Raw genomic sequence first — 21,536 nt, 5'->3', positions numbered from 1 at the left:
ATCGAGATATAAAATGATTACTGCGATGGCAACTGTCATAAATACCTACTCAAATCGTATCGAAGTGAGCTGCCAACAGAAAACAAGTTGTGGCAGCTGTGCTTCGCAAAATAGTTGTGGAACCGGTATTGTCTCTAAGGTTGTTTCTGGTCGACAACATATCCTACAAATAGAAACAAAACAGAAAGTTAAGATTGGTGACTTAGTCGAGATTGGACTTTCTGAACGCAGTATGATCAATTCTGCGCTACTCTTATATTTAGTTCCCCTGTTCTCATTAATTCTCGGTACTGCGATTGGTCAATGGCTATTTGTGCATTTATTGGGACATGGTGAGGGTTTTGTTATATTATTAGCAGCTCTAGGTTTGGGAGTTGGCCTATGGTTCGCGCGTTTATTTGCTCGTCGTCAAGAATCGTTAAATCACTATAAACCACAGTTAATTCGTATCATGGGTGAACCCATTGAGCTTTGCTCAGTAACGAAAACTGAAAGTGATGATAGCGAGTAGCAGACAAATCCGCTAGAATCCGTCAACTTGATCTAATAACAGCTTTTTATCAACTTACGGGTTAGTCACATCTATTCATGAAGCATATTCGCAACTTTTCAATTATTGCCCATATCGATCACGGCAAATCGACACTATCCGACCGATTAATTCAGGTATGCGGCGGTTTATCCGATCGTGAAATGGACGTTCAGGTTCTTGACTCTATGGATTTAGAGCGAGAGCGCGGGATCACTATCAAAGCACAAAGTGTTACCCTTGACTATAAAGCAAATGATGGCGAACACTATCAATTAAACTTTATCGATACTCCTGGACATGTAGATTTCTCTTATGAAGTTTCTCGTTCGCTAGCTGCTTGTGAAGGCGCGCTGCTGGTGGTTGATGCTGGTCAGGGTGTTGAAGCACAAACGCTAGCAAACTGTTATACCGCTATCGGAATGGATCTTGAGGTTGTGCCAATCTTAAATAAGATCGATTTACCGGCGGCAGAGCCAGAGCGTGTAGCAGAAGAGATTGAAGACATTGTTGGTATTGATGCTATTGATGCTGTTCGCTGTAGTGCGAAAACAGGCGTTGGTGTTGATGATGTGCTTGAAAAAATTGTAGAAGCTGTACCTGCTCCAGAGGGCGATCCTGACGCTCCTCTTCAAGCACTAATTATTGATTCTTGGTTTGATAACTACTTAGGTGTTGTCTCATTAGTACGTATTAAAAATGGCGTATTAAAGAAAAATGACAAAATCAAAGTAATGAGTACGGACCAAGTTTGGGGTGTTGACCGTATTGGTATCTTCACACCAAAACAGATTGATACACAACAATTAAATACTGGCGAAGTAGGCTGGGTAGTCTGTGGTATCAAAGATATTTTAGGTGCACCAGTGGGTGATACCTTAACGCATGCTAAAAATGGCAGTGAAGAAGCATTACCTGGCTTTGAAAAAGTGAAGCCTCAGGTTTATGCGGGTTTATTCCCAGTCTCTTCTGATGACTATGAAAACTTCCGTGATGCATTGGGTAAACTAAGCCTAAATGATGCGTCACTGTTTTATGAGCCAGAGAGCTCTGCAGCACTTGGTTTTGGTTTCCGTTGTGGCTTCTTAGGCATGCTACACATGGAGATTATCCAAGAGCGTTTAGAGCGTGAATATAATATTGACCTTATTACCACTGCGCCAACCGTAGTTTATGAGGTAAAGCGCACAACGGGTGAAGTCTTCTACGTCGATAGCCCTGCAAAACTGCCTGCGGTTAATGATATTGAGACGATTGGTGAGCCAATTTCTCGTTGTCATATCCTTGTTCCGTCTGAGTACTTAGGTAATGTTATTACCCTTTGTATTGAGAAACGTGGTACTCAGGTTGATATGGTCTATCACGGAAACCAAGTTGCATTAACGTATGATATTCCTATGGCGGAAGTGGTTCTTGATTTCTTTGACCGTTTGAAATCAACATCACGTGGTTATGCATCGTTAGATTATAACTTCCATCATTATGAAATATCAGACATGACACGTGTTGATATTTTACTTAATGGTGATCGTGTTGATGCGCTAGCAATTATTACTCACCGTTCAAATGCTCAAGGGCGTGGACGTGGCGTGGTTGAGAAGATGAAAGAGTTCATTCCTCGTCAACAGTTTGATATTGCGATTCAAGCTGCGATTGGTAACCAAGTTATTGCTCGTTCAACCGTTAAACAGCTCCGTAAAAACGTAACGGCAAAATGTTACGGTGGTGATATTAGCCGTAAGAAAAAACTACTACAGAAGCAGAAAGATGGTAAGAAACGAATGAAGCAGATCGGTAACGTTGAGCTGCCTCAAGAAGCGTTCTTAGCGATCCTTCATGTTGGTAAAGATAAGTAAATTTTTGCAATAAAAAAGAAAAAAGGGAACAGCAATGTCTAATAACTTTTCACTGATTTTGGTGATTATTACAGTAATAACCGGAATTATTTGGGCGCTAGATAAGTTTTCTTGGGCTCCAAAGCGCAAAGCCAAAATTGACGCTGCGCGTGAGAAGTCAGGGGGTCAGGTTGATGATAGAACATTATCAACCGTTGCCCCTCAACCGGGATGGGTCGAAACATCGAGTTCGGTGTTTCCTGTTATCGCGTTTGTATTGATATTGCGTTCTTTTATTTATGAGCCGTTCCAGATCCCATCCGGTTCGATGATGCCAACATTATTGGTTGGTGATTTCATCTTGGTTGAGAAGTTTTCTTATGGTATTCATGATCCCGTTTTCCGTTCGACATTAGTTGAAACTGGAAAGCCTGAACGAGGAGATGTTGCGGTATTTAAATACCCACCAAATCCTAAAATTGACTATATTAAACGTGTGGTCGGTCTTCCTGGCGATACAATTGTTTATGCAAATAAGCAGATTTGTATTAAAAAACCAGGAGAGAAAGCCTGTACTAAAGTGGCCATCTCTGATGTTAAAGAGAGCCAGTTTTCTGATGGTATGACGCGTTTAATTAGTGCAAAAGAGCAGTTGGGTGATGTGCCACACCAAATTCTTGTTAATCCACGTCGTGGTGACCGTACTTCAATGTACCAACCACGACCAGGTGTCAACGAATGGGTTGTTCCTCAAGGCGAGTACTTTATGATGGGTGATAACCGTGATAATAGTGCTGATAGTCGTTATTGGGGATTTGTTCCTGAAGCTAACTTTGTTGGTAAAGCGGTCGGGATCTGGATCAGTTTTGAATTTGACCGAGCTCAAGATAGTGCATTGCCATCATGGGTTCCTACTGGTGTAAGATTTAATCGCATCGGTGGTATTGAATAATCGAGATAAAATGAAATCTCTTAAAACAGAAAAATTACAACGTCAGATAGGTTATGAATTTAATGACCTATCTCGCTTAAAATTAGCACTGACACACCGTAGTGCTAACAGTAAACATAATGAAAGATTGGAGTTCTTAGGCGATTCTATCTTAAGTTTTGTGGTTGCTGATGAGTTATATCACCGTTTTCCTAAAGTGAATGAAGGTGATATGAGTCGTATGCGTGCAACACTCGTTCGTGGCCATACACTGGCTGAATTAGCGCGTGAGTTTGATCTTGGCGATCATCTATTGCTAGGGCCTGGAGAGTTAAAAAGTGGCGGTTTCCGTCGTGATTCAATTCTTGCCGATGCAGTCGAAGCGATTATTGGTGCCGTCTATTTAGACAGTGATGTTGAGATCGTTCGTAAAGTCGTCTTAGCTTGGTATCACTCTCGTTTAGAGCAGATACAGCCTGGAATTAACCAAAAAGATCCAAAAACGCGCCTGCAAGAGTGTTTGCAAGGCCGCCGTTTACCGCTTCCAAGTTATGAAGTGACCAAAGTAAAAGGTGAGGCACATAATCAATTATTTACCGTTATGTGTGAGATTTCAGGTTTGGATAAACCTGTAGTTGGTGAAGGCAGTAGTCGACGCAAGGCTGAGCAGGCTGCAGCAGAAACAGCATTAAAACAGTTGGAATCATGACAGTAGAAGAGCATCCGCAACACTGTGGCTTTATCGCCATTGTTGGTCGACCAAATGTTGGTAAATCAACCCTGCTGAACCGTATTTTAGGTCAGAAAATTTCAATCACATCGCGTAAGCCTCAAACCACTCGTCACCGTATTATGGGTGTTGATACTGAAGGGGATTATCAAGCGATTTATATTGATACACCAGGTCTTCATATTGAAGAGAAGCGAGCGATCAACCGTTTGATGAACCGAGCGGCAAACAGCTCATTAAGTGATGTGAATTTGGTTCTATTTTTAGTCGACGGTACTATCTGGACTGACGATGATGAAATGGTGCTTAATAAACTAATTAAGAGTGAATTGCCAACCGTATTATTGGTTAACAAAGTTGATAATGTTCGTGAGAAAGAGATCCTTTTCCCTCATTTACAACATCTGGCTGATAAGATGGACTTTGTTGATGTTGTGCCTGTTTCAGCGAAACATGGAACTAACTTTGATGTCGTTCAGAAATTGGTGAGAGAGCATCTTCCTGTTGCTGTTCATCACTTCCCAGAAGAGTATGTGACAAACCGTTCACAACGCTTTATGGCATCTGAGATCATCCGTGAAAAGCTAATGCGTTTTACCGGTGATGAACTACCTTACTCGGTGACGGTTGAGATCGAACGTTTCGATTACAACCCAGGGACTGACGGCTTTGATATTAATGGTCTAATTCTTGTTGAACGTAAAGGTCAGAAGAAGATGGTTATTGGTACTAAAGGCGAAAAAATTAAGACGATTGGCCGTGAAGCACGTCTTGATATGGAAGAGTTATTCGATCGCAAAGTTTACTTAGAACTTTGGGTTAAAGTGAAGTCGGGTTGGGCTGATGATGAACGCGCACTGCGTAGTCTCGGTTATATCGACGATCTTTAAATAAAAAATAGGGTGCTGGGAGTAATTCCAACACCCTTTTTTCTTTTATACCTAAAGCAATAAAGGTATAGATACTTAACGACTTATAGCGTAATCAAAGAGAGACAATGGAAGGACTACAACGTTGCTTTGTGCTCCATCGACGCCCTTATAGTGAAACCAGTTTAATCCTCGATATTTTTAGTGAAGAGCATGGTCGAGTGTCAATTCTCGCCAAAGGTGCTCGCGCTAAACGTTCTAACCTAAAAGGGGCTCTACAACCCTTTACTCCTCTGTTGATGAAATGGTCGGGAAAAGGTTCAATGCGCACTTTACGGCATGCTGAACCTATTAGTCTTGCGATCCCACTCTCGGGTCTAAATCTCTACTCTGCACTTTATGTTAACGAAGTGATTAGTCGGGTGATCAGAGGTGAAACAGGTTACCCAGACCTCTTTCTTAATTATCTCGATGTGTTAAAAGAGTTGGCACAATCAACCAACCCTGAACCCGCATTAAGACGTTTTGAGCTCGCCTTATTACAACACCTTGGTTATGGCATTGATTTTCTTCACTGCGCCGCTACAGGCGATCCTATTGATGATAAAATGAAGTACCTGTATCGTGAACAACACGGTTTTATTGCTTCACTCAAAGCGAGTAATTTGAGCTTTACTGGGGAAGATTTAAGGGCTATTTCTAATCGACAATTTATGACATCAGGCCAGTTAAAAGCCGCAAAACGTTTTACTCGAATTGCACTAAAACCTTACTTAGGTTCAAAGCCATTGAAGAGTCGAGAACTCTTTTTGCCGCTATTACGTAAAAACCGTCGTTAAGATATTTGAAAGTACCTTAGGAGAAGTTATGGCACTGATAGGTTTAGGGACAGATATTGTTGAAATATCCCGAATAGAAAAAGTATTAAGGCGACAAAAAGATGATAGCTTTGCGGAGCGAATCCTTCATCCGAATGAACGTGCTAGGTTTAAAGAGACTCATTTTCCTGCTCGTTATTTAGCTAAGCGCTTTGCAGTGAAAGAGGCAGCATCGAAAGCATTAGGAACCGGCATTGCTTGTGGTGTGACTTTTCAAGACTTTCAAGTCAACCATGATGAGTTGGGTAAGCCTTTATTAATACTAAGCGATAAAGCACTTGAGTTGTTTCAGCAACGCCAAGGTAAGCATTGTCACTTGACGATTGCTGATGAAAAACAGTATGCCGTTGCGACGGTTATTTTAGAGAGTTAAAGATAAATTAAAGTAAGTATTTTTTTGCTTCTTGAGTGATTTTATAACTCTCATCTAAAATCTCAAGTAATTCAGGTTCAATGTCTGAGGCTGTTTCTTGTTGCCTTAGGGCTTTTTCTACATCAAAGCAGAGTTTTTGTAAGCGAGGTACGCCACAATAAGCAGAGCTACCATGAAGTTTATGAATAACAGCAAGTAACTCGACTTCATCCCCCTCTAAATAAAGCTCAATTTTTTGCTCGACCTCGGGTAAGAAATCTGTGAGCATTTGCAACATATCTTTCGCTAAATTCGGTTTATTTGCTGATTTTTTAAGTGCTGCTGCCCAGTCAATGACCGTCGGATTATTTGTCTCACTCTTGATATTTTGTTGAGTGGTTAAATTGACTTTGGATTCGAGCAGTTTTGATTGTGGATTGATCTCACTGTTATTTGCTGTCCACTTTAAGATCATCGCTTCTAAAATATGTTCATCGATTGGCTTAGCGAGGTAATCATCCATACCTGCCTCTATTAAACGTTCCTTTTCACCATCGATAGCATGTGCTGTGACGGCAATAATTGGCGTTTCTTGCTTTCCTTCTAACGCTTTAATTCGGTTACATGCTGTCACGCCATCCATCTCTGGCATTTGGATATCCATAAGGATAAGGTCAAATAATTGATCTTTTGCATAATTGATGGCTTTTTGACCGCGATCACAAGTCGTAATGTTGTCTACTAAATCACTTAACAGTGCTTCAATTAATTTAAGGTTTGCAGGGTTATCATCGACAGCCATAATTGAAATAGGTAACTTAGGTGTTTGACGACCCTGAGAATTAGTCTCCAATTTACTCTCTTCAGATATCGTTAATAGTAGCGGTTCTTCAAGGGATTCAAGTAGGCGACGTTCAGCTATCGGCTTAGTAATACAATGATTAACGCCTTCTTTAAGTAGTTGGTCATAAAGAGAGAGCGCATTACTTGGTACTGCAACCACCAGATTAGAACTAATTAATTTGAGTTGTTTGATATCTTGCTGTAGCTGTTCGTACTCTATCTCATCTTTTGAGTTAATGCCTAGAATAGCATGATGATGATACTCAAGAGGTTCAACTAATTGTGAGCGATAAGTCACTTGCATGCCAAGACGATAAAGCTGTTGTTGGATAATGGCTGCAGTTTGATAATTAGGTTCAATGAGTAAGATTTTTTTCCTTTGAATTGCTCGCGATTAATGGGATTAACATCGGGTACTTCTGTTTCGATAAGAGAAACGGTAAACCAGAAAGTCGAACCTTGGTGTAATCGACTTTTAAGTCCGATTTCTCCACCCATTTCGGCAACAATTTTTTGGGTGATAACGAGACCTAAACCCGTTCCACCATAACGACGAGAGATACTGGTATCTGCTTGCCTAAATGCTTGGAACAATTCAGTCTGTTGGCGTTCAGAAATCCCAATTCCACTATCTTTGATCACAAATTGTAGGGTAATGTTTTTATCCATAATTTGCTTACAAATAATGGAAATATCAATGTTACCGCTTTCGGTGAATTTAATCGCATTACCGATAATATTAGTGAGAACTTGTTGGATTCTGAATGGATCACCAATCACCCCTTGAGGTATTTTAGGATCGATATTAACTGTTAACTCGAGCCCTTTATCATGGGCAGCGGGTGCAAGCAGTCGAGTCACCTCCTCAAGGGTTTCTTGGAAGTTAAAAGGCAGACTTTCTAACAATAGTTTTCCTGCTTCTAACTTCGAGAAGTCTAAAATATCATTAATAATATGCAGTAGATTGGTTGATGATTTATCGATAGTCTGCAAATAGTCGTATTGACTTGGATTGAGCGATGTCTTTAATATTTGACGGGTAAAACCAATAATTCCATTTAGTGGCGTTCTTAATTCATGGGACATATTGGCTAAGAATTCAGACTTAATTCTAGCGGCTTCTTGGGCACGTTTTTTAGCAATATCAAGTTCTATATTTTGTATTTCAAGCTGTTCTAAGGTTTCACGGAGATCTGAGGTCGCTTGATCGATACTTTGCTGCATTTCTAAATGGTATTCAGAGAGCGAAATTGCCATCGCATTGATCCCCTTCTTGAGGGAATCAAGTTCACCGGGAAGCTCGCCTTCTATCCGAACATTGATATGACCTCGACGAATGCGATCGATGGCATTGCTCATATTGGTTATTGGCGTGCTGACATCTCGCATTAATCGATAGGCAAAGAATCCAGAGAGAATAAAACCAACTAATAAAACAGAAAGTGCAATAAAGATTTCTTTATACTGTTGAATCTTAACACTCGACAGATCGAGCTCTAATGCAACATAACCTAATACTTTTCCTGTTGCTTTGGCACGAGGGTTTGATAGCGTCGCTTCTGCTAAAATCGGGGCTCTAAGGATCATGGTGTCATTAACTTGCGAGATATTGACAAAACTGGGGATATCTTGAATATCTGGCACCATTAAGGCTTCAAAATTACGGTGGAAGTTAGAGGTAACAAAGAGCTTGTTGTTACTATCAAACACCGCAATACTTCGGACTAATTCGGAATGCTTTCGGTGAACGTAGCTAATTAATTTGCGAACCGACTCGCGATTTTGAGTTGAGATACCATACTCTGTAGACATGGCTAAAGGCTCAACAATACTGGTACCCGTTGAAATAAGTTGCTGCTCCAAATCTTGATAGCGATTTAAAGTAAAAAAGATGCTCAGAAACAGCCCAATGATCAATGTTGGCGCTAAAGTTAAAGTAATAACTCGCGCTCTTAGTCCGTATTTAGTCATGTTTGATTACAAAATAATAAATATATGGGAAAATATAGCCTGATTTAGAGTATCAGCTTAAAGAATTTACTGACATTCGACAATCAAACATGCTCAATCAACCTAAATTTAATGAGAATCGACATCATGGCACGCTTTTTTAAGCCTCAAAAAACAAAGAAGATAGATACAAAACATAAACCCATCATGATTGAACGTCTTGATCATCAAGGGATTGGCATTGGTCGTCTTAATAAAAAAGCGGTATTTGTTGAAGGAGCACTGCCTACAGAAGAAGTACTTATTCAGTTAGTTGAAGAAAAGAAACAGTACGCCAAAGCAAAATTAATTAAAGTGTTAACTCCGAGCGAGCAACGCGTACCAGCAGGTTGTCAATATTATGGCGAGTGTGGTGGTTGTAACTTGCAGCACTTTGAGCATCAAGCCCAAGTTGCCAGTAAACAGCAGAGCCTTGTACAGCTGATCTCGAAACTGACTCAGCAACAATTGGATGTCGAGACGATTCTTTCAGAGCCTGTCATGAGTGACTCATGGCATTATCGTCGTAGTGCTCGAATCAGTATCTACAAAGGAAAAGTAGGTTATCGCCAACGAAAGAGCAATCAAATTGTCGATATTACTCATTGCCCAGTACTCGCTTTATCGTTGGAGACATTGATTGAGCCATTAAAAGAGCAATTAAAACAATTAAAAGGTTATCGAGATCTTGGGCATATGGAACTTGTGGCGGCTGATAATGTCAATATTATGTTATTACGTCATTTAGTCCCATTATCTGAGGATGATAAAGCTGAACTTATTCGTTTCTCAACGCGGCATAATTTGACGATTTACCTTTCTGCTGAGAGTGGACAAGTGGAACATTTAGTGGGGGATCGTCCTTATTATCGAATTTCCGATTGTCAGATAGACTTTGAGCCACAAGATTTCATTCAGGTTAATAAAGTCGTCAATGATCAAATGGTTGAACAAGCCTTAAATTGGCTGGCGGTTTCAGAACAAGATCGTGTTTTAGATCTATTCTGTGGTTTAGGTAATTTTAGCCTACCTATCGCTAAGCGTGCTGAGTTAGTGGTTGGTATCGAGGGTGTGCCTGAAATGGTAAACCGCGCGCAAAAAAATGCTGCAATTAACGGATTAACCAATTGTCATTTTTATCATACCGATTTAGATCAGCAATTCTTACCAGCAGAACAGCTAGAGACCAAGTTTAATAAAGTCCTTTTAGATCCAGCAAGAGCAGGAGCTGCAGGGGTAATGTCTCATATTGTTGAATTAAAACCTGAGAAAATTGTCTATGTGTCTTGTAATCCAGCCACATTAGCAAGAGATAGCCAGTTACTATTAACAGCAGGTTATCAAATCAGCCAATTAGGTATGCTAGATATGTTCCCTCAGACTGGGCATTTAGAGTCGATGGCACTATTTACAAAAAAGCGATAAAAAATAGTAAATTAAAATTATTACCCTAAAATTAAGGAAGTACATATTAGGATAATAATCTTGAAGTCGCTACCCATAAGATATACTCATCATTGGCGTAGCTAGTCGGCGACAAGTACTCGAGAGCAGATGAGTATAACTGCACTAGATGATTGGGGCGAATGAAGCTAGCGGTAACTGTTATCAATCTGGCCTAACATACTTCAAGTATCAAGCGTAACGCTATTTTAAGTTAGAAAGATACTGATTAAATAATAACGAGTAATGAGATTAACATTACCGATTGATAAATGATTTGCTGGTGGAGTGATAGCTATCCTAAAAGTAAGATGGGTATCGCTCTCTAGTTCGAGTTGAGAGACAGGAAAGGATATGGTTGCAGTTCGAAGCGCACATTTACAAGAGAGCGAAACATTTGAATTATCAAGTTGGATTGAGACGCTTCAACAAGATAAGAAAGTCGCGAATGCCTTAGTAAAGACTTATAAACAATGTTTGACGTTAGTTGATGATGATCAACAAGGTGCCTTGCTATTATGGCGAGGCAGGGAAATGGTTGAGATTCTTGTTACATTAAGTATGGACAGAGCAACCCTTGTTTCTGCACTGTTGTTTCCATTCTTCGATGCTAAAATGATCGATGAAGAGTGGGTCAATGAGCATTATGGTAAGAAAATCACCAAAATGCTGGATGGTGTCGAAGTGATGGCCGCTATTCGTCAACTGAATGCGACTCAAGATGAGTCATCGTCTTCCACTCAAGTTGATAACATCCGGCGGATGCTACTTTCCATGGTAGAAGACTTTCGCTGTGTGATAATTAAACTCTCTGAGCGCATCTGTCATCTTCGCGAAGTCAAAGATGCGGATAATGATGTTCGTCAAGCTGCCGCTAAAGAGTGTGCCAATATTTACGCGCCATTAGCTAACCGTCTTGGTATTGGTCAGTTAAAATGGGAAATTGAAGATTACACCTTCCGTTATCAACACCCAAATACCTATAAACAGATCGCAAAGCAACTGTCTGAACGTCGAATCGATCGAGAAGGATATATTGATAACTTTGTCTCCGCATTATCAAAAGAGATGAAGAAACTCGATATTCGTGCAGAGGTTTGTGGCCGGCCAAAACATATTTACAGTATCTGGCGCAAGATGCAGAAAAAGAATCTTGCTTTTGATGAGTTATTTGATGTGCGAGCGGTACGTATTATCGCGGATCGTTTACAAGATTGTTATGCAGCTCTTGGTGCCGTTCATACTCATTACCGTCATTTACCAAATGAATTTGATGATTATGTCGCAAATCCAAAGCCCAATGGCTATCAATCTATTCATACGGTTGTTTTAGGTCCGGGTGGTCAATCGATTGAAATTCAGATTCGTACTCGACAGATGCACGAAGATTCTGAATTAGGGGTTGCTGCCCACTGGAAATATAAAGAAGGCTCAACAGGTGGACGCAGTGGTTATGATGAGAAAATCATCTGGCTACGAAAACTTTTAGACTGGCAAGAAGAGATGTCAGACAGTGGTGAAGTGTTAGATGAATTACGAAGCCAAGTGTTTGATGATCGCGTTTATGCATTCACACCAAAAGGGGACGTCATTGATCTTCCTACAGGCGCGACCCCATTAGATTTTGCTTATCATATTCATTCTGAAGTGGGGCATCGCTGTATTGGTGCAAAAGTTGGAGGACGTATTGTTCCCTACACATACCAACTCAGTATGGGCGATCAAGTTGATATTATTACTCAAAAAGAACCCAACCCATCTCGTGACTGGTTGAACCCAAGTTTAGGATTTGTCCACTCAAGTCGCTCTCGTTCTAAAATTCATGCGTGGTTTCGTAAGCAAGGTCGTGATAAAAATATCATTGCCGGTAAAGAGATCTTAGAAACTGAGCTGTCAAAAATAAATGGCACCATGAAGGATGTCGAACAAAACTCACTGAAGCGATTTAATGTTAATAGTTTAGAAGAGTTCTTTGCTGGGATTGGTAGTGGTGATTTACGAATTAATCAGGTCATTAATCACTTAAATTCTTTGATTAATAAGCCAACCGCTGAAGAAGAAGATAAAAAGCTGTTGGAACAATTACAAGAGAGTGATCTGAAAACCCTCTCTCCCAAAAAGCCTCATAAAGATGCTGTTGTGGTCGAAGGGGTGGATAACCTGATGAACCACTTAGCGCGTTGCTGTCAGCCGATACCGGGAGATGATATCTGTGGTTATGTCACTCAAGGTCGAGGAATATCGGTACACCGTCGTGATTGTGAGCAGTTAAATGAACTGCGTCATCATGCACCCGAGCGAATTATTGATACAGTGTGGGGCAGCAGTCATGGTAGTTACCATATTACTTTGCGCGTAATCGCTAATGAGCGTAATGGTTTATTGAAAGATCTCACCACACTCTTCGGTAATGAAAAAGTGAAAGTCGCAGGAATGAAGAGTCGAGTTGATTATCGTCAACGGGTTTCGATTTTTGATTTTGATTTAGAACTGCCCAATATTGAAGTGTTAGGTCGAGTGATTAATCGAGTGGAGAATATCAATGATATTGCAGAAGCGTATCGTCTTCATTAACTGTTCAATCGATTATTAATCTTCTTGCATGCTATTTAAATGATTCAGAGCCAAAGTTAATCGATATAAGATTAGGTCACTATCATATGATAACAGTGGCCTATTTTTTTATGAAAATTAAATCATGATGATGTATCGCCTATACACATAAAGAGGATTTGTAATGAGTGATAACCGAGACCAGTTAGATAAGTTATTAGCGTTGATGTCACAACTACGAGATGCAAAAACAGGTTGCCCGTGGGATCAACAGCAGACCTTTGATTCTCTGGTCCCTTATACCATCGAAGAGAGCTATGAAGTGGCAGATGCGATCTCTCGTCAAAATTGGGGGGATGTAAAAGATGAGCTTGGCGATCTACTTTATCAAATTATCTTTTATAGCCAGATCGGTAAAGAAGAGGGTAAATTCGAATTTAACGATATTGCTGAAGCTATTAATAGTAAATTAATTCGTCACCATCCTCATGTGTTCAAAGATAAAAATGATCAAGTAATCGAGCCAAAAAATGTAGATTGGGAACAACTAAAAAGCCAAGAGCGTCAAGAAAAAGGATTGACCAGTATTTTAGATGATATATCTGCTTCACTGCCCGCTATGATGCGAGCAGAGAAACTTCAGAAGCGTTGTTCAAAGTATGGTTTTGATTGGGATCATCTCGAACCTGTGGTCGCTAAAGTCCATGAAGAGATCGACGAGGTGATGGAAGAGGCAGAAGCTGAAACCCTGAATCAGATTCGAATTGAAGAAGAGATGGGCGATTTACTCTTTGCTGTTGTGAATATGTCTCGCCACTTAAACGTCAACCCCGAACAAGCATTATTGAAGGCTAATCGTAAATTTGAACAACGCTTTCGATTTGTGGAACAAGCCATTAACGAAAAAGGTTCATCATTACAACAAAGTAGCCTACAAGAGATGGATTTGGAGTGGGAACGGGTTAAACAAAATGAGCGGAAAGTATGAAAAAGGTCACATTTCCGTTGTGTGATATCGAGGGTTCCAGTATACTAATCACCCGTCCAATTGTTTCAAAAAACAAACCTTCTTTCATTCGCCAAACTTCAGGTTAGACATGACAACGAATTATATTTTTGTAACTGGTGGGGTTGTATCCTCTCTAGGTAAAGGTATTGCTGCTGCTTCATTAGCTGCGATTTTAGAAGCACGTGGCTTAAATGTCACGATGATGAAGCTTGACCCATATATTAATGTTGACCCCGGCACAATGAGCCCAACTCAACACGGTGAAGTATTCGTTACGGAAGATGGCGCAGAGACGGATTTAGATTTAGGCCACTATGAGCGTTTCATTCGTACCAAGATGACTAAGCGTAATAACTTTACGGCTGGTCGTGTCTACGCAGATGTTCTTCGTAAAGAGCGTCGTGGTGACTACCTAGGTGCAACTATTCAGGTTATCCCTCATATTACGAATGCAATCAAAGAGCGAGTTATTTCCGGTGCTGCTGGTCATGATATTGCGATTGTAGAAGTCGGTGGTACGGTTGGTGATATCGAATCACTGCCATTTATGGAAGCTATTCGTCAATTAGCGGTTGAGATCGGCCGTGAAAATACGATGTTTATGCACTTAACTCTCGTTCCTTATTTAGCTGCAGCGGGTGAAGTGAAAACGAAGCCGACTCAGCACTCTGTAAAAGAGTTACTTTCTATTGGTATCCAGCCTGACGTTTTAGTTTGTCGTTCAGACCGTATTATTCCGGCTAATGAGCGCGCTAAAATAGCTCTGTTCTGTAACGTTCAAGAACGTGCGGTTATCTCTATGAAAGACGTAGATTCTATCTACAAAATCCCACAGTTGATTAAAGCACAGGGCCTTGATGATTTAGTTTGTCAGCGTTTTGGTATTTCAGCCCCTGATGCTGATCTTTCTGAGTGGGAACAAGTTATCTATGAAGAAGCTAACCCAACAGGTGAAGTCACGATTGGTATGGTCGGTAAATATATTGAATTACCTGATGCATACAAATCTGTTAATGAAGCTCTAAAACACGCAGGATTAAAAAATCGTTTAAATGTGACGATCAAGTATGTTGATTCGCAAGATGTTGAGTCAAAAGGTACTGATGTACTGCATGGTTTGGACGCAATTCTTGTTCCTGGTGGTTTTGGTGATCGTGGTGTTGAGGGTAAAATTCTTGCCGCACAATACGCTCGTGAGAACAATGTTCCATATTTAGGTATATGCTTAGGGATGCAGGTTGCTCTGATTGAGTTTGCACGTAATGTTGCACACTTAAATGGCGCACACTCTTCTGAGTTTTCTAAAGATACAGAATACCCAGTTGTAGGATTGATTACAGAGTGGGTTGATGGCGAAGGTCAAGTAGAACAACGTACTGAGAAGTCTGATCTTGGTGGTACAATGCGTCTTGGGTCACAACTTTGTCACTTAGCTGAAGGCTCAAAAGTTAGAGCGCTATATAATGCGCCAACGATCCATGAGCGTCACCGTCACCGTTATGAAGTAAACAATAACCTTTTACCGAAGGTTACTGATGCAGGTTTAATGGTGTCAGGTTTATCTGCTGACAAGAAATTAGTGGAAATTATTGAGATCCCGAACCACCCATGGTTTGTGGCTTGTCAATTCCACCCAGAATTTACTTCTACTCCTCGCGATGGTCATCCATTGTTTGAAGGTTTTGTAGAAGCGGCTGGTAAATACCAGCGTAAAGAGATTAATAAATAATAGACTCAAAATAATTGGAGTTGTTAGTCGGTGAGCGAATACAGCCAACAACCTAGCAGCTTCAAGTGTGAAGAGTATAAACGTTATAAATAGATTTCTTTGAGAGTGTGGTAGCCAAGGATAGTGATATTAGGCAACCATACTCTTTAATAAACTTTGGATATATACATAATAAAGAGGATATAAAATGTCTAAGATCGTTAAAGTTTTAGGTCGTGAAATCATCGATTCACGTGGTAACCCAACTGTAGAAGCTGAAGTTCACCTAGAAGGTGGTTTCGTTGGTATGGCTGCGGCTCCATCTGGTGCATCAACGGGTTCACGTGAAGCTTTAGAACTACGTGATGGCGATAAGTCTCGTTTCTTAGGTAAAGGTGTACTAAAAGCAGTTGGTGCTATCAATGGTCCAATCGCTGGTGCGCTTGTTGGTAAAGACGCAACTGCACAAGCTGATGTTGATCAGGTAATGATCGATTTAGATGGTACAGAAAACAAATCAAACTTTGGTGCTAATGCAATCCTAGCTGTTTCTCTAGCAGCAGCGAAAGCGGCAGCAGCATCTAAAGGTATGGCTCTTTTTGCTCATATCGCAGAATTAAACGGTACTGCTGGTCAGTACTCTATGCCTCTTCCAATGATGAACATCATCAATGGTGGTGAGCATGCAGATAACACTGTTGATATTCAAGAATTCATGATTCAGCCAGTTGGCGCTGCTTCAATCAAAGAAGCTGTTCGCATGGGTTCTGAAGTATTCCACAGCCTAGCTAAAGTACTTAAGTCTAAAGGCATGAGCACTGCAGTTGGTGATGAAGGTGGTTTCGCTCCTAACCTTGAGTCAAACGAAGCGGCTCTAGAAGCAATCAAAGAAGCGGTAGAAGCTGCTGGTTACGTTCTAGGTAAAGACATCACTCTTGCTATGGACTGTGCTGCTTCTGAGTTCTACAACAAAGAAGAAGGTATCTACGACCTTAAAGGCGAAGGTAAGAAGTTCGACTCTAAAGGTTTCAACCACTTCCTAGAAGACCTAGTTGCTAAGTACCCAGCAATCGTTTCTATCGAAGATGGTCTTGATGAGTCAGATTGGGATGGTTTCAAACACCAGACTGAACTACTTGGCGACAAAATTCAGCTTGTTGGTGACGATCTATTCGTTACAAACACTAAGATCTTTGCTGAAGGTATTGAGAAAGACATCACTAACTCAATCCTAATCAAACTTAACCAAATCGGTTCTTTAACTGAAACTTTAGCTGCAATTAAGATGGCTAAAGATGCTGGTTATACGGCTGTTATCTCTCACCGTTCGGGTGAAACTGAAGATGCAACTATCGCTGATTTAGCGGTAGGTACTGCTGCAGGTCAAATCAAAACTGGTTCTATGAGCCGTTCTGATCGTGTTGCTAAGTACAACCAACTTATCCGTATCGAAGAAGCGTTAGGTGGTGCAGTACCATTTAACGGTCTTAAAGAAGTTAAAGGCCAAGCTTAATTTTTAACGCTTAAGTCTGAATAAGAGAGCCACTCAATCGAGTGGCTTTTTTTTGTCTCTATTTTTGTCTCTATTTTAAAGTACCATGCTCATGTTTGACGGTGAGAAGGTCGTAACTTATTTGGTTCGCTGTCTCAAAAAGTACTCAATACTCAACTATCATTCATTAAGCTTAATAATTTGTTTCTAATGACAAAACAAAAGAAGCAAATGCTAAAGTAGTATAAAATGTCATGTTATAAAAAGGGCGTCTGAATTTGATGAAAATTGGTGGTAAATTATGCGGTTATTGAATTTATTTTTACTTATTATCGTCGGTTGGCTTGTCGCGACACTCATTTATGGTAAAAATGGCATTTCAGATTACTTTGCAGTACAAAATGATGTGGTAAGAGAAACTTCCGCCAATGAGTTATTAAAACAACGTAATCAACAGATGTTTGCCGAAATTAAAGATCTCCGTTCTGGCGATGAAGCGATTGAAGAACGAGCGCGTAATCAGCTTGGATTAATTAAAAAAGATGAAGTTTTCTACCGTATTATTTCAGATAAGAACTCAACTTGGTTTGATAAAGAACGGTAAGCTAAATTGATAAAACGTCTCTCATCATTAGCCATTATACTAAGCAGTTTCAAGTCAGAAGGGTATACCGAGAGTTAATCATCATTTGTACTTAATATTATTTTAGATAAACAGTTGCCTCACATGAATAATAAAACCCAAATAACCGCCGTAGTTCCTGCAGCAGGGATTGGCAGTAGAATGAAAGCTGAGAAGCCAAAGCAATACTTAACGATTAACGAGAAAACTATCTTGCAGCATACTGTCGATAAGCTGCTCACACACCCTCAAATTGATCGAGTTATTATCTCTATTAGCGCAGATGATCCCCATTACATTGGTCTTCCGTTAAAAGACTATGCCAATGTTAAAACTGTCATTGGCGGTAAAGAGCGAGCAGACTCCGTATTGGCCGGTTTATATCAAGTGAAAACAGATTGGGTTATGGTGCATGATGCCGCTCGTCCTTGTGTTCGTCTTTCGGATATTGACCATTTAATTGAGGAAGCAGGCTCTCACTCAGCGGGGGGATTCTGGCTTATCCTGTGCGTGATACCATGAAACGAGGTGATCAAGATAGGATTTCAACCACGATTGATCGTGTTGATCTTTGGCACGCTTTAACTCCACAGATGTTTCCAGTGAAAAAATTGATTAACGCATTAGAGCTGGCGATGGAAAAAGGGACGATAATTACTGATGAAGCTTCTGCGATTGAATCGATAGGTGAGGCTCCGAAATTGGTTAAAGGCTATAGTGATAATATTAAAATAACGGAACCGGAAGATTTAGCATTAGCAACCTTCTTTCTATCTCAAAATATTAAATAATAAGGCAGTAAAATGATTCGTATAGGTCATGGTTTTGATGTCCATAAGTTTGGTGGTGAAGGTCCGGTTATTATCGGTGGTGTTGCTATTCCTTATTCACAAGGTCTTATTGCGCACTCTGATGGTGATGTCGCGCTTCATGCACTTTGTGATGCGTTATTAGGCGCGATTGCCGCCGGAGATATTGGTAAACATTTTCCTGATACAGATGAGAAATGGAAAGGTGCAAATAGCCGAGATCTATTAAAGTCGGTGTTTAATTCAGTGAAAGATAAAGGTTATAAAGTTGGCAATGTCGATGTCACTATTATTGCTCAGGCTCCGAAAATGGCTCCTTACATTGAATCAATGCGTCAAGCCATAGCGACTGATTTGATGACCGATATGGATAATGTTAATGTGAAAGCGACCACTACTGAACGTTTAGGCTTTACTGGCCGCAAAGAAGGAATCGCCTGTGAAGCGGTTGCTCTGATTTGTAAGGATAATTAATGACTATTTCATTTGATAATTTTGCTTTTATGTTAGGTAAGCCTGTTGCGGCTGGGTTAATTAAACAGTTGCCTGAACACTTTGTAGTAAAAGAGCAATTAGGTTTTGAATTTGCCAACCGAGGTGAACACTTTATGGTGAAGATCCGTAAAGTAGGAGAAAATACCAAGTACGTGGTTAATGAACTCGGTAAATTTTGTGGCGTCAAATCGAGAGATGTCAGCTGGGCTGGTCTTAAAGATCGCCATGCCGTCACTGAACAGTGGTTAAGTGTGCATTTGCCGGGTAAAGATGATCCTGATTTGACAGAGTTTGTCGCCACACACCCCGGAATTGAAGTATTAGAAACTGCCCGTCATGACAAAAAACTTCGCCCAGGGGATTTAGTCGGAAATAGTTTTGAACTTCATTTGACTCAAGTCGATAAAATTGAAGATATTATCCAACGTGTTGAGCAAGTAAAAGAGCGTGGAGTCCCTAACTATTTTGGTGAACAGCGTTTTGGTCATCAAGGTAATAATGTGGTTCAAGCACGTCGTTGGGGCAGTAAAGAAATTAATATTCGAGATAAAAGTAAGCGAAGTTTCTACCTTTCTGCTGCTCGATCTTGGATCTTTAATCAGATTCTTTCTCAACGCCTAACCGATGATACAGTAGAACAAGTGTTATTGGGGGATCTATTACAATCGGAAACCGATCATCGTGGAACATTAGCAACCGCGGAGAATCTAGATTGTCTACAAACTCAAGTCAATAATAATACGGCTGACATTACAGGTCCTTTAACGGGTGATAATCAGTTACCGACTAAAGATGATGCTGAAAAGTTAGAGTTATCGATCATTGAGCAGGAACCCGAGTTATTGGCTTTAATCCGTGATAACCGTATGCGTCAAGAGCGCAGAGAGTTGTTGCTACAATTGCAAGAGTTAAGTTGGACACAGCATGGAGATGATTGTTTACAACTAAACTTTTCTCTTCCAGCTGGCTCGTTTGCAACGTCTGTTGTTCGCGAGCTGATGTTGATTAAAGAGACTGAGGAATAAGTTTGAAGATCTTATTAAGTAATGATGATGGTGTGTTTTCTGTAGGAATAAATACTTTAGCCGCCGCACTTTCAGATATTGCTGATGTGACGATTGTAGCTCCCGATCGTAATAAAAGTGGCGTTTCTAACTCGTTAACGTTAGAAATGCCTTTAAAAGCTCGTCAGATCGAAGATAAGATCTATTCTGTTCAAGGGAATCCTGCAGACTGTATTCATTTTGCTCTTAATGAAGTCTTTGAAAATAAACCTGATCTATTGATTTCTGGCATTAATCATGGCGCGAATTTAGGGGATGACATGATCTATTCCGGTACGGTTGCCGCGGCCACAGAAGGGTATCTTTTTGGTGTCCCTTCGATAGCTGTCTCTTTGGTTGGACGAGGTAACTTTTCTGATGCGGCGAACTATATTCGAGAATTGGTGTTAAATATTCAATCTACTCCCTTGCCAACGGATAGAATTTTAAATATTAATATTCCTAGTTGTCCACGTTCTGAATGGGCAGGAGTGAAAGTTACTCATCAAGGTCAAAGAGAACATATTTTGAATATGGTGAAGCAGCGAGATCCTCGTGGTGAAGACGCTTACTGGATTGGTGCTGCTGGTAAAGGTATTACTGTTCAGATTAATAAAGAACAGGCGAATAGTGACTTTACTGCGATAGAGAATAATTATGTTTCTATTACCCCGATAAAGATAGATTTAACGGCATATGAAGATATAGCGAAAGTGGCACAGTGGTTAGAGAGTAAGGAGAATCAATTATCATGCAAGCAGTGAGTGCAATGGACACATTAGTGTCCTTTTTGCAACAACAAGGCATCACTGATATTCAGGTGTTACGGGCAGTGGCGACAGTACCTCGACATCAATTTGTTGAACCTGCATTTGCTCATCAAGCCTATGATAATAATGCCTTACCGATCAGCTCAGGTCAGACGATATCACAGCCCTATATTGTGGCAAAAATGACTGAGTTGCTTGATCTTACCCCAAAAACGAAATTGCTGGAGATTGGAACTGGTTCGGGTTATCAAACTGCGATTCTTGCTCAACTTGTTGAGCATGTTTATTCGGTAGAGCGAATTAAAACCTTACAAATGGTCGCTAAACGCCGGCTTAAACAGCTTGATATCTACAATGTTTCAACTCGTCATGCTGATGGTTGGGAAGGGTGGCGCAGTAAAGGTGCGTTTGATGCGATTATCGTAACGGCAGCCGCAGCCACAATTCCATTAGCTTTGCTTGAGCAGCTCAATGATGGTGGCCGTTTAATTATTCCCGTTGGCAATGATCAACAGGTATTAAAAAAGATCACTAGGAAAGGTGAGCGTTTTCTATCGGAAGATATCGAAGATGTTCGCTTTGTGCCTCTAGTGGCTGGTGAGTTAGCTTAAGGTTTTATGATGAGAGCAGGAAACA

General features: G+C 40.5%; 16 protein-coding genes and 3 pseudogenes. 18 read left to right on the top strand and 1 reads right to left on the bottom strand.

Annotated features, from left to right (window positions below; all coding sequences use genetic code 11):
• The first annotated feature begins 25 nt into the window (after positions 1–25).
• The 7 genes and pseudogenes from L0B53_RS05435 to acpS all read left to right on the top strand — a co-directional run bounded on the left by L0B53_RS05435 (position 26) and on the right by acpS (position 6,145).
• Complete coding sequence (locus L0B53_RS05435; RefSeq protein ID WP_235061130.1) at positions 26–511, top strand: SoxR reducing system RseC family protein; 486 nt, start codon at positions 26–28, stop codon at positions 509–511.
• 77 nt (positions 512–588) lie between these two features.
• Positions 589–2,385, top strand: a complete 1,797-nt coding sequence (gene lepA, locus L0B53_RS05430; RefSeq protein ID WP_235061129.1) for a translation elongation factor 4 — start codon at positions 589–591, stop codon at positions 2,383–2,385.
• Positions 2,386–2,419: 34 nt separating this feature from the next.
• Positions 2,420–3,316, top strand: coding sequence for a signal peptidase I (gene lepB / locus L0B53_RS05425; RefSeq protein WP_235061128.1), 897 nt, complete (start codon positions 2,420–2,422; stop codon positions 3,314–3,316).
• A 10-nt stretch (positions 3,317–3,326) separates the two neighbouring features.
• The gene (rnc, locus tag L0B53_RS05420) at positions 3,327–4,004 is read left to right on the top strand and encodes a ribonuclease III (protein WP_235061127.1); all 678 of its coding nucleotides are present in this window, start codon (positions 3,327–3,329) and stop codon (positions 4,002–4,004) included.
• A gap of 17 nt (positions 4,005–4,021) precedes the next feature.
• A pseudogene (era, locus tag L0B53_RS05415) lies at positions 4,022–4,915 on the top strand (GTPase Era); the annotation flags it as partial.
• Between the two features lie 107 nt (positions 4,916–5,022).
• Positions 5,023–5,733, top strand: a complete 711-nt coding sequence (recO, locus tag L0B53_RS05410) for a DNA repair protein RecO (RefSeq protein ID WP_235061125.1) — start codon at positions 5,023–5,025, stop codon at positions 5,731–5,733.
• A gap of 28 nt (positions 5,734–5,761) precedes the next feature.
• A complete protein-coding gene (gene acpS, locus L0B53_RS05405; RefSeq protein ID WP_235061124.1) occupies positions 5,762–6,145 on the top strand; it encodes a holo-ACP synthase in 384 nt (127 codons plus the stop codon).
• Positions 6,146–6,152: 7 nt separating this feature from the next.
• Here acpS and barA read toward each other — a convergent pair.
• Positions 6,153–8,938: pseudogene (barA, locus tag L0B53_RS05400) on the bottom strand (two-component sensor histidine kinase BarA).
• Positions 8,939–9,064: 126 nt separating this feature from the next.
• Here barA and rlmD point away from each other — a divergent pair.
• The 11 genes and pseudogenes from rlmD to L0B53_RS05345 all read left to right on the top strand — a co-directional run bounded on the left by rlmD (position 9,065) and on the right by L0B53_RS05345 (position 21,511).
• Complete coding sequence (rlmD, locus tag L0B53_RS05395; protein WP_235061123.1) at positions 9,065–10,381, top strand: 23S rRNA (uracil(1939)-C(5))-methyltransferase RlmD; 1,317 nt, start codon at positions 9,065–9,067, stop codon at positions 10,379–10,381.
• A 372-nt stretch (positions 10,382–10,753) separates the two neighbouring features.
• Positions 10,754–12,973 (top strand): GTP diphosphokinase, encoded by a 2,220-nt coding sequence (gene relA / locus L0B53_RS05390; protein WP_235061122.1) that lies wholly within the window; start codon positions 10,754–10,756, stop codon positions 12,971–12,973.
• Positions 12,974–13,136: 163 nt separating this feature from the next.
• Positions 13,137–13,940: a nucleoside triphosphate pyrophosphohydrolase gene (mazG, locus tag L0B53_RS05385; RefSeq protein WP_235061121.1), complete on the top strand. Its 804-nt coding sequence runs from the start codon at positions 13,137–13,139 to the stop codon at positions 13,938–13,940.
• Between the two features lie 109 nt (positions 13,941–14,049).
• Positions 14,050–15,690, top strand: a complete 1,641-nt coding sequence (locus L0B53_RS05380) for a CTP synthase (RefSeq protein ID WP_235061120.1) — start codon at positions 14,050–14,052, stop codon at positions 15,688–15,690.
• A 187-nt stretch (positions 15,691–15,877) separates the two neighbouring features.
• Positions 15,878–17,182 (top strand): phosphopyruvate hydratase, encoded by a 1,305-nt coding sequence (gene eno / locus L0B53_RS05375; protein WP_235061119.1) that lies wholly within the window; start codon positions 15,878–15,880, stop codon positions 17,180–17,182.
• 280 nt (positions 17,183–17,462) lie between these two features.
• Positions 17,463–17,765 carry a cell division protein FtsB gene (gene ftsB / locus L0B53_RS05370; protein WP_235061118.1) on the top strand — a complete coding sequence of 101 codons (303 nt, stop codon included), beginning with the start codon at positions 17,463–17,465 and terminating at the stop codon, positions 17,763–17,765.
• Positions 17,766–17,888: 123 nt separating this feature from the next.
• A pseudogene (ispD, locus tag L0B53_RS05365) lies at positions 17,889–18,574 on the top strand (2-C-methyl-D-erythritol 4-phosphate cytidylyltransferase).
• A 12-nt stretch (positions 18,575–18,586) separates the two neighbouring features.
• The gene (gene ispF, locus L0B53_RS05360) at positions 18,587–19,066 is read left to right on the top strand and encodes a 2-C-methyl-D-erythritol 2,4-cyclodiphosphate synthase (protein ID WP_235061117.1); all 480 of its coding nucleotides are present in this window, start codon (positions 18,587–18,589) and stop codon (positions 19,064–19,066) included.
• Positions 19,066–20,112 (top strand): tRNA pseudouridine(13) synthase TruD, encoded by a 1,047-nt coding sequence (truD, locus tag L0B53_RS05355; protein WP_235061116.1) that lies wholly within the window; start codon positions 19,066–19,068, stop codon positions 20,110–20,112. Before ispF ends, truD begins: the two co-directional genes overlap by 1 nt.
• A 2-nt stretch (positions 20,113–20,114) precedes the next feature.
• Positions 20,115–20,894, top strand: coding sequence for a 5'/3'-nucleotidase SurE (surE, locus tag L0B53_RS05350; RefSeq protein WP_235061115.1), 780 nt, complete (start codon positions 20,115–20,117; stop codon positions 20,892–20,894).
• Complete coding sequence (locus L0B53_RS05345) at positions 20,882–21,511, top strand: protein-L-isoaspartate(D-aspartate) O-methyltransferase (RefSeq protein ID WP_235061112.1); 630 nt, start codon at positions 20,882–20,884, stop codon at positions 21,509–21,511. Before surE ends, L0B53_RS05345 begins: the two co-directional genes overlap by 13 nt.
• Positions 21,512–21,536 lie beyond the last annotated feature (25 nt).

This window comes from Vibrio sp. SS-MA-C1-2 (genome assembly GCF_021513135.1).
Lineage (GTDB): Bacteria > Pseudomonadota > Gammaproteobacteria > Enterobacterales > Vibrionaceae.
The sequence above is the reverse complement of the archived record's forward strand: the minus strand, read 5'-3'. Positions and strand labels throughout refer to the sequence as shown.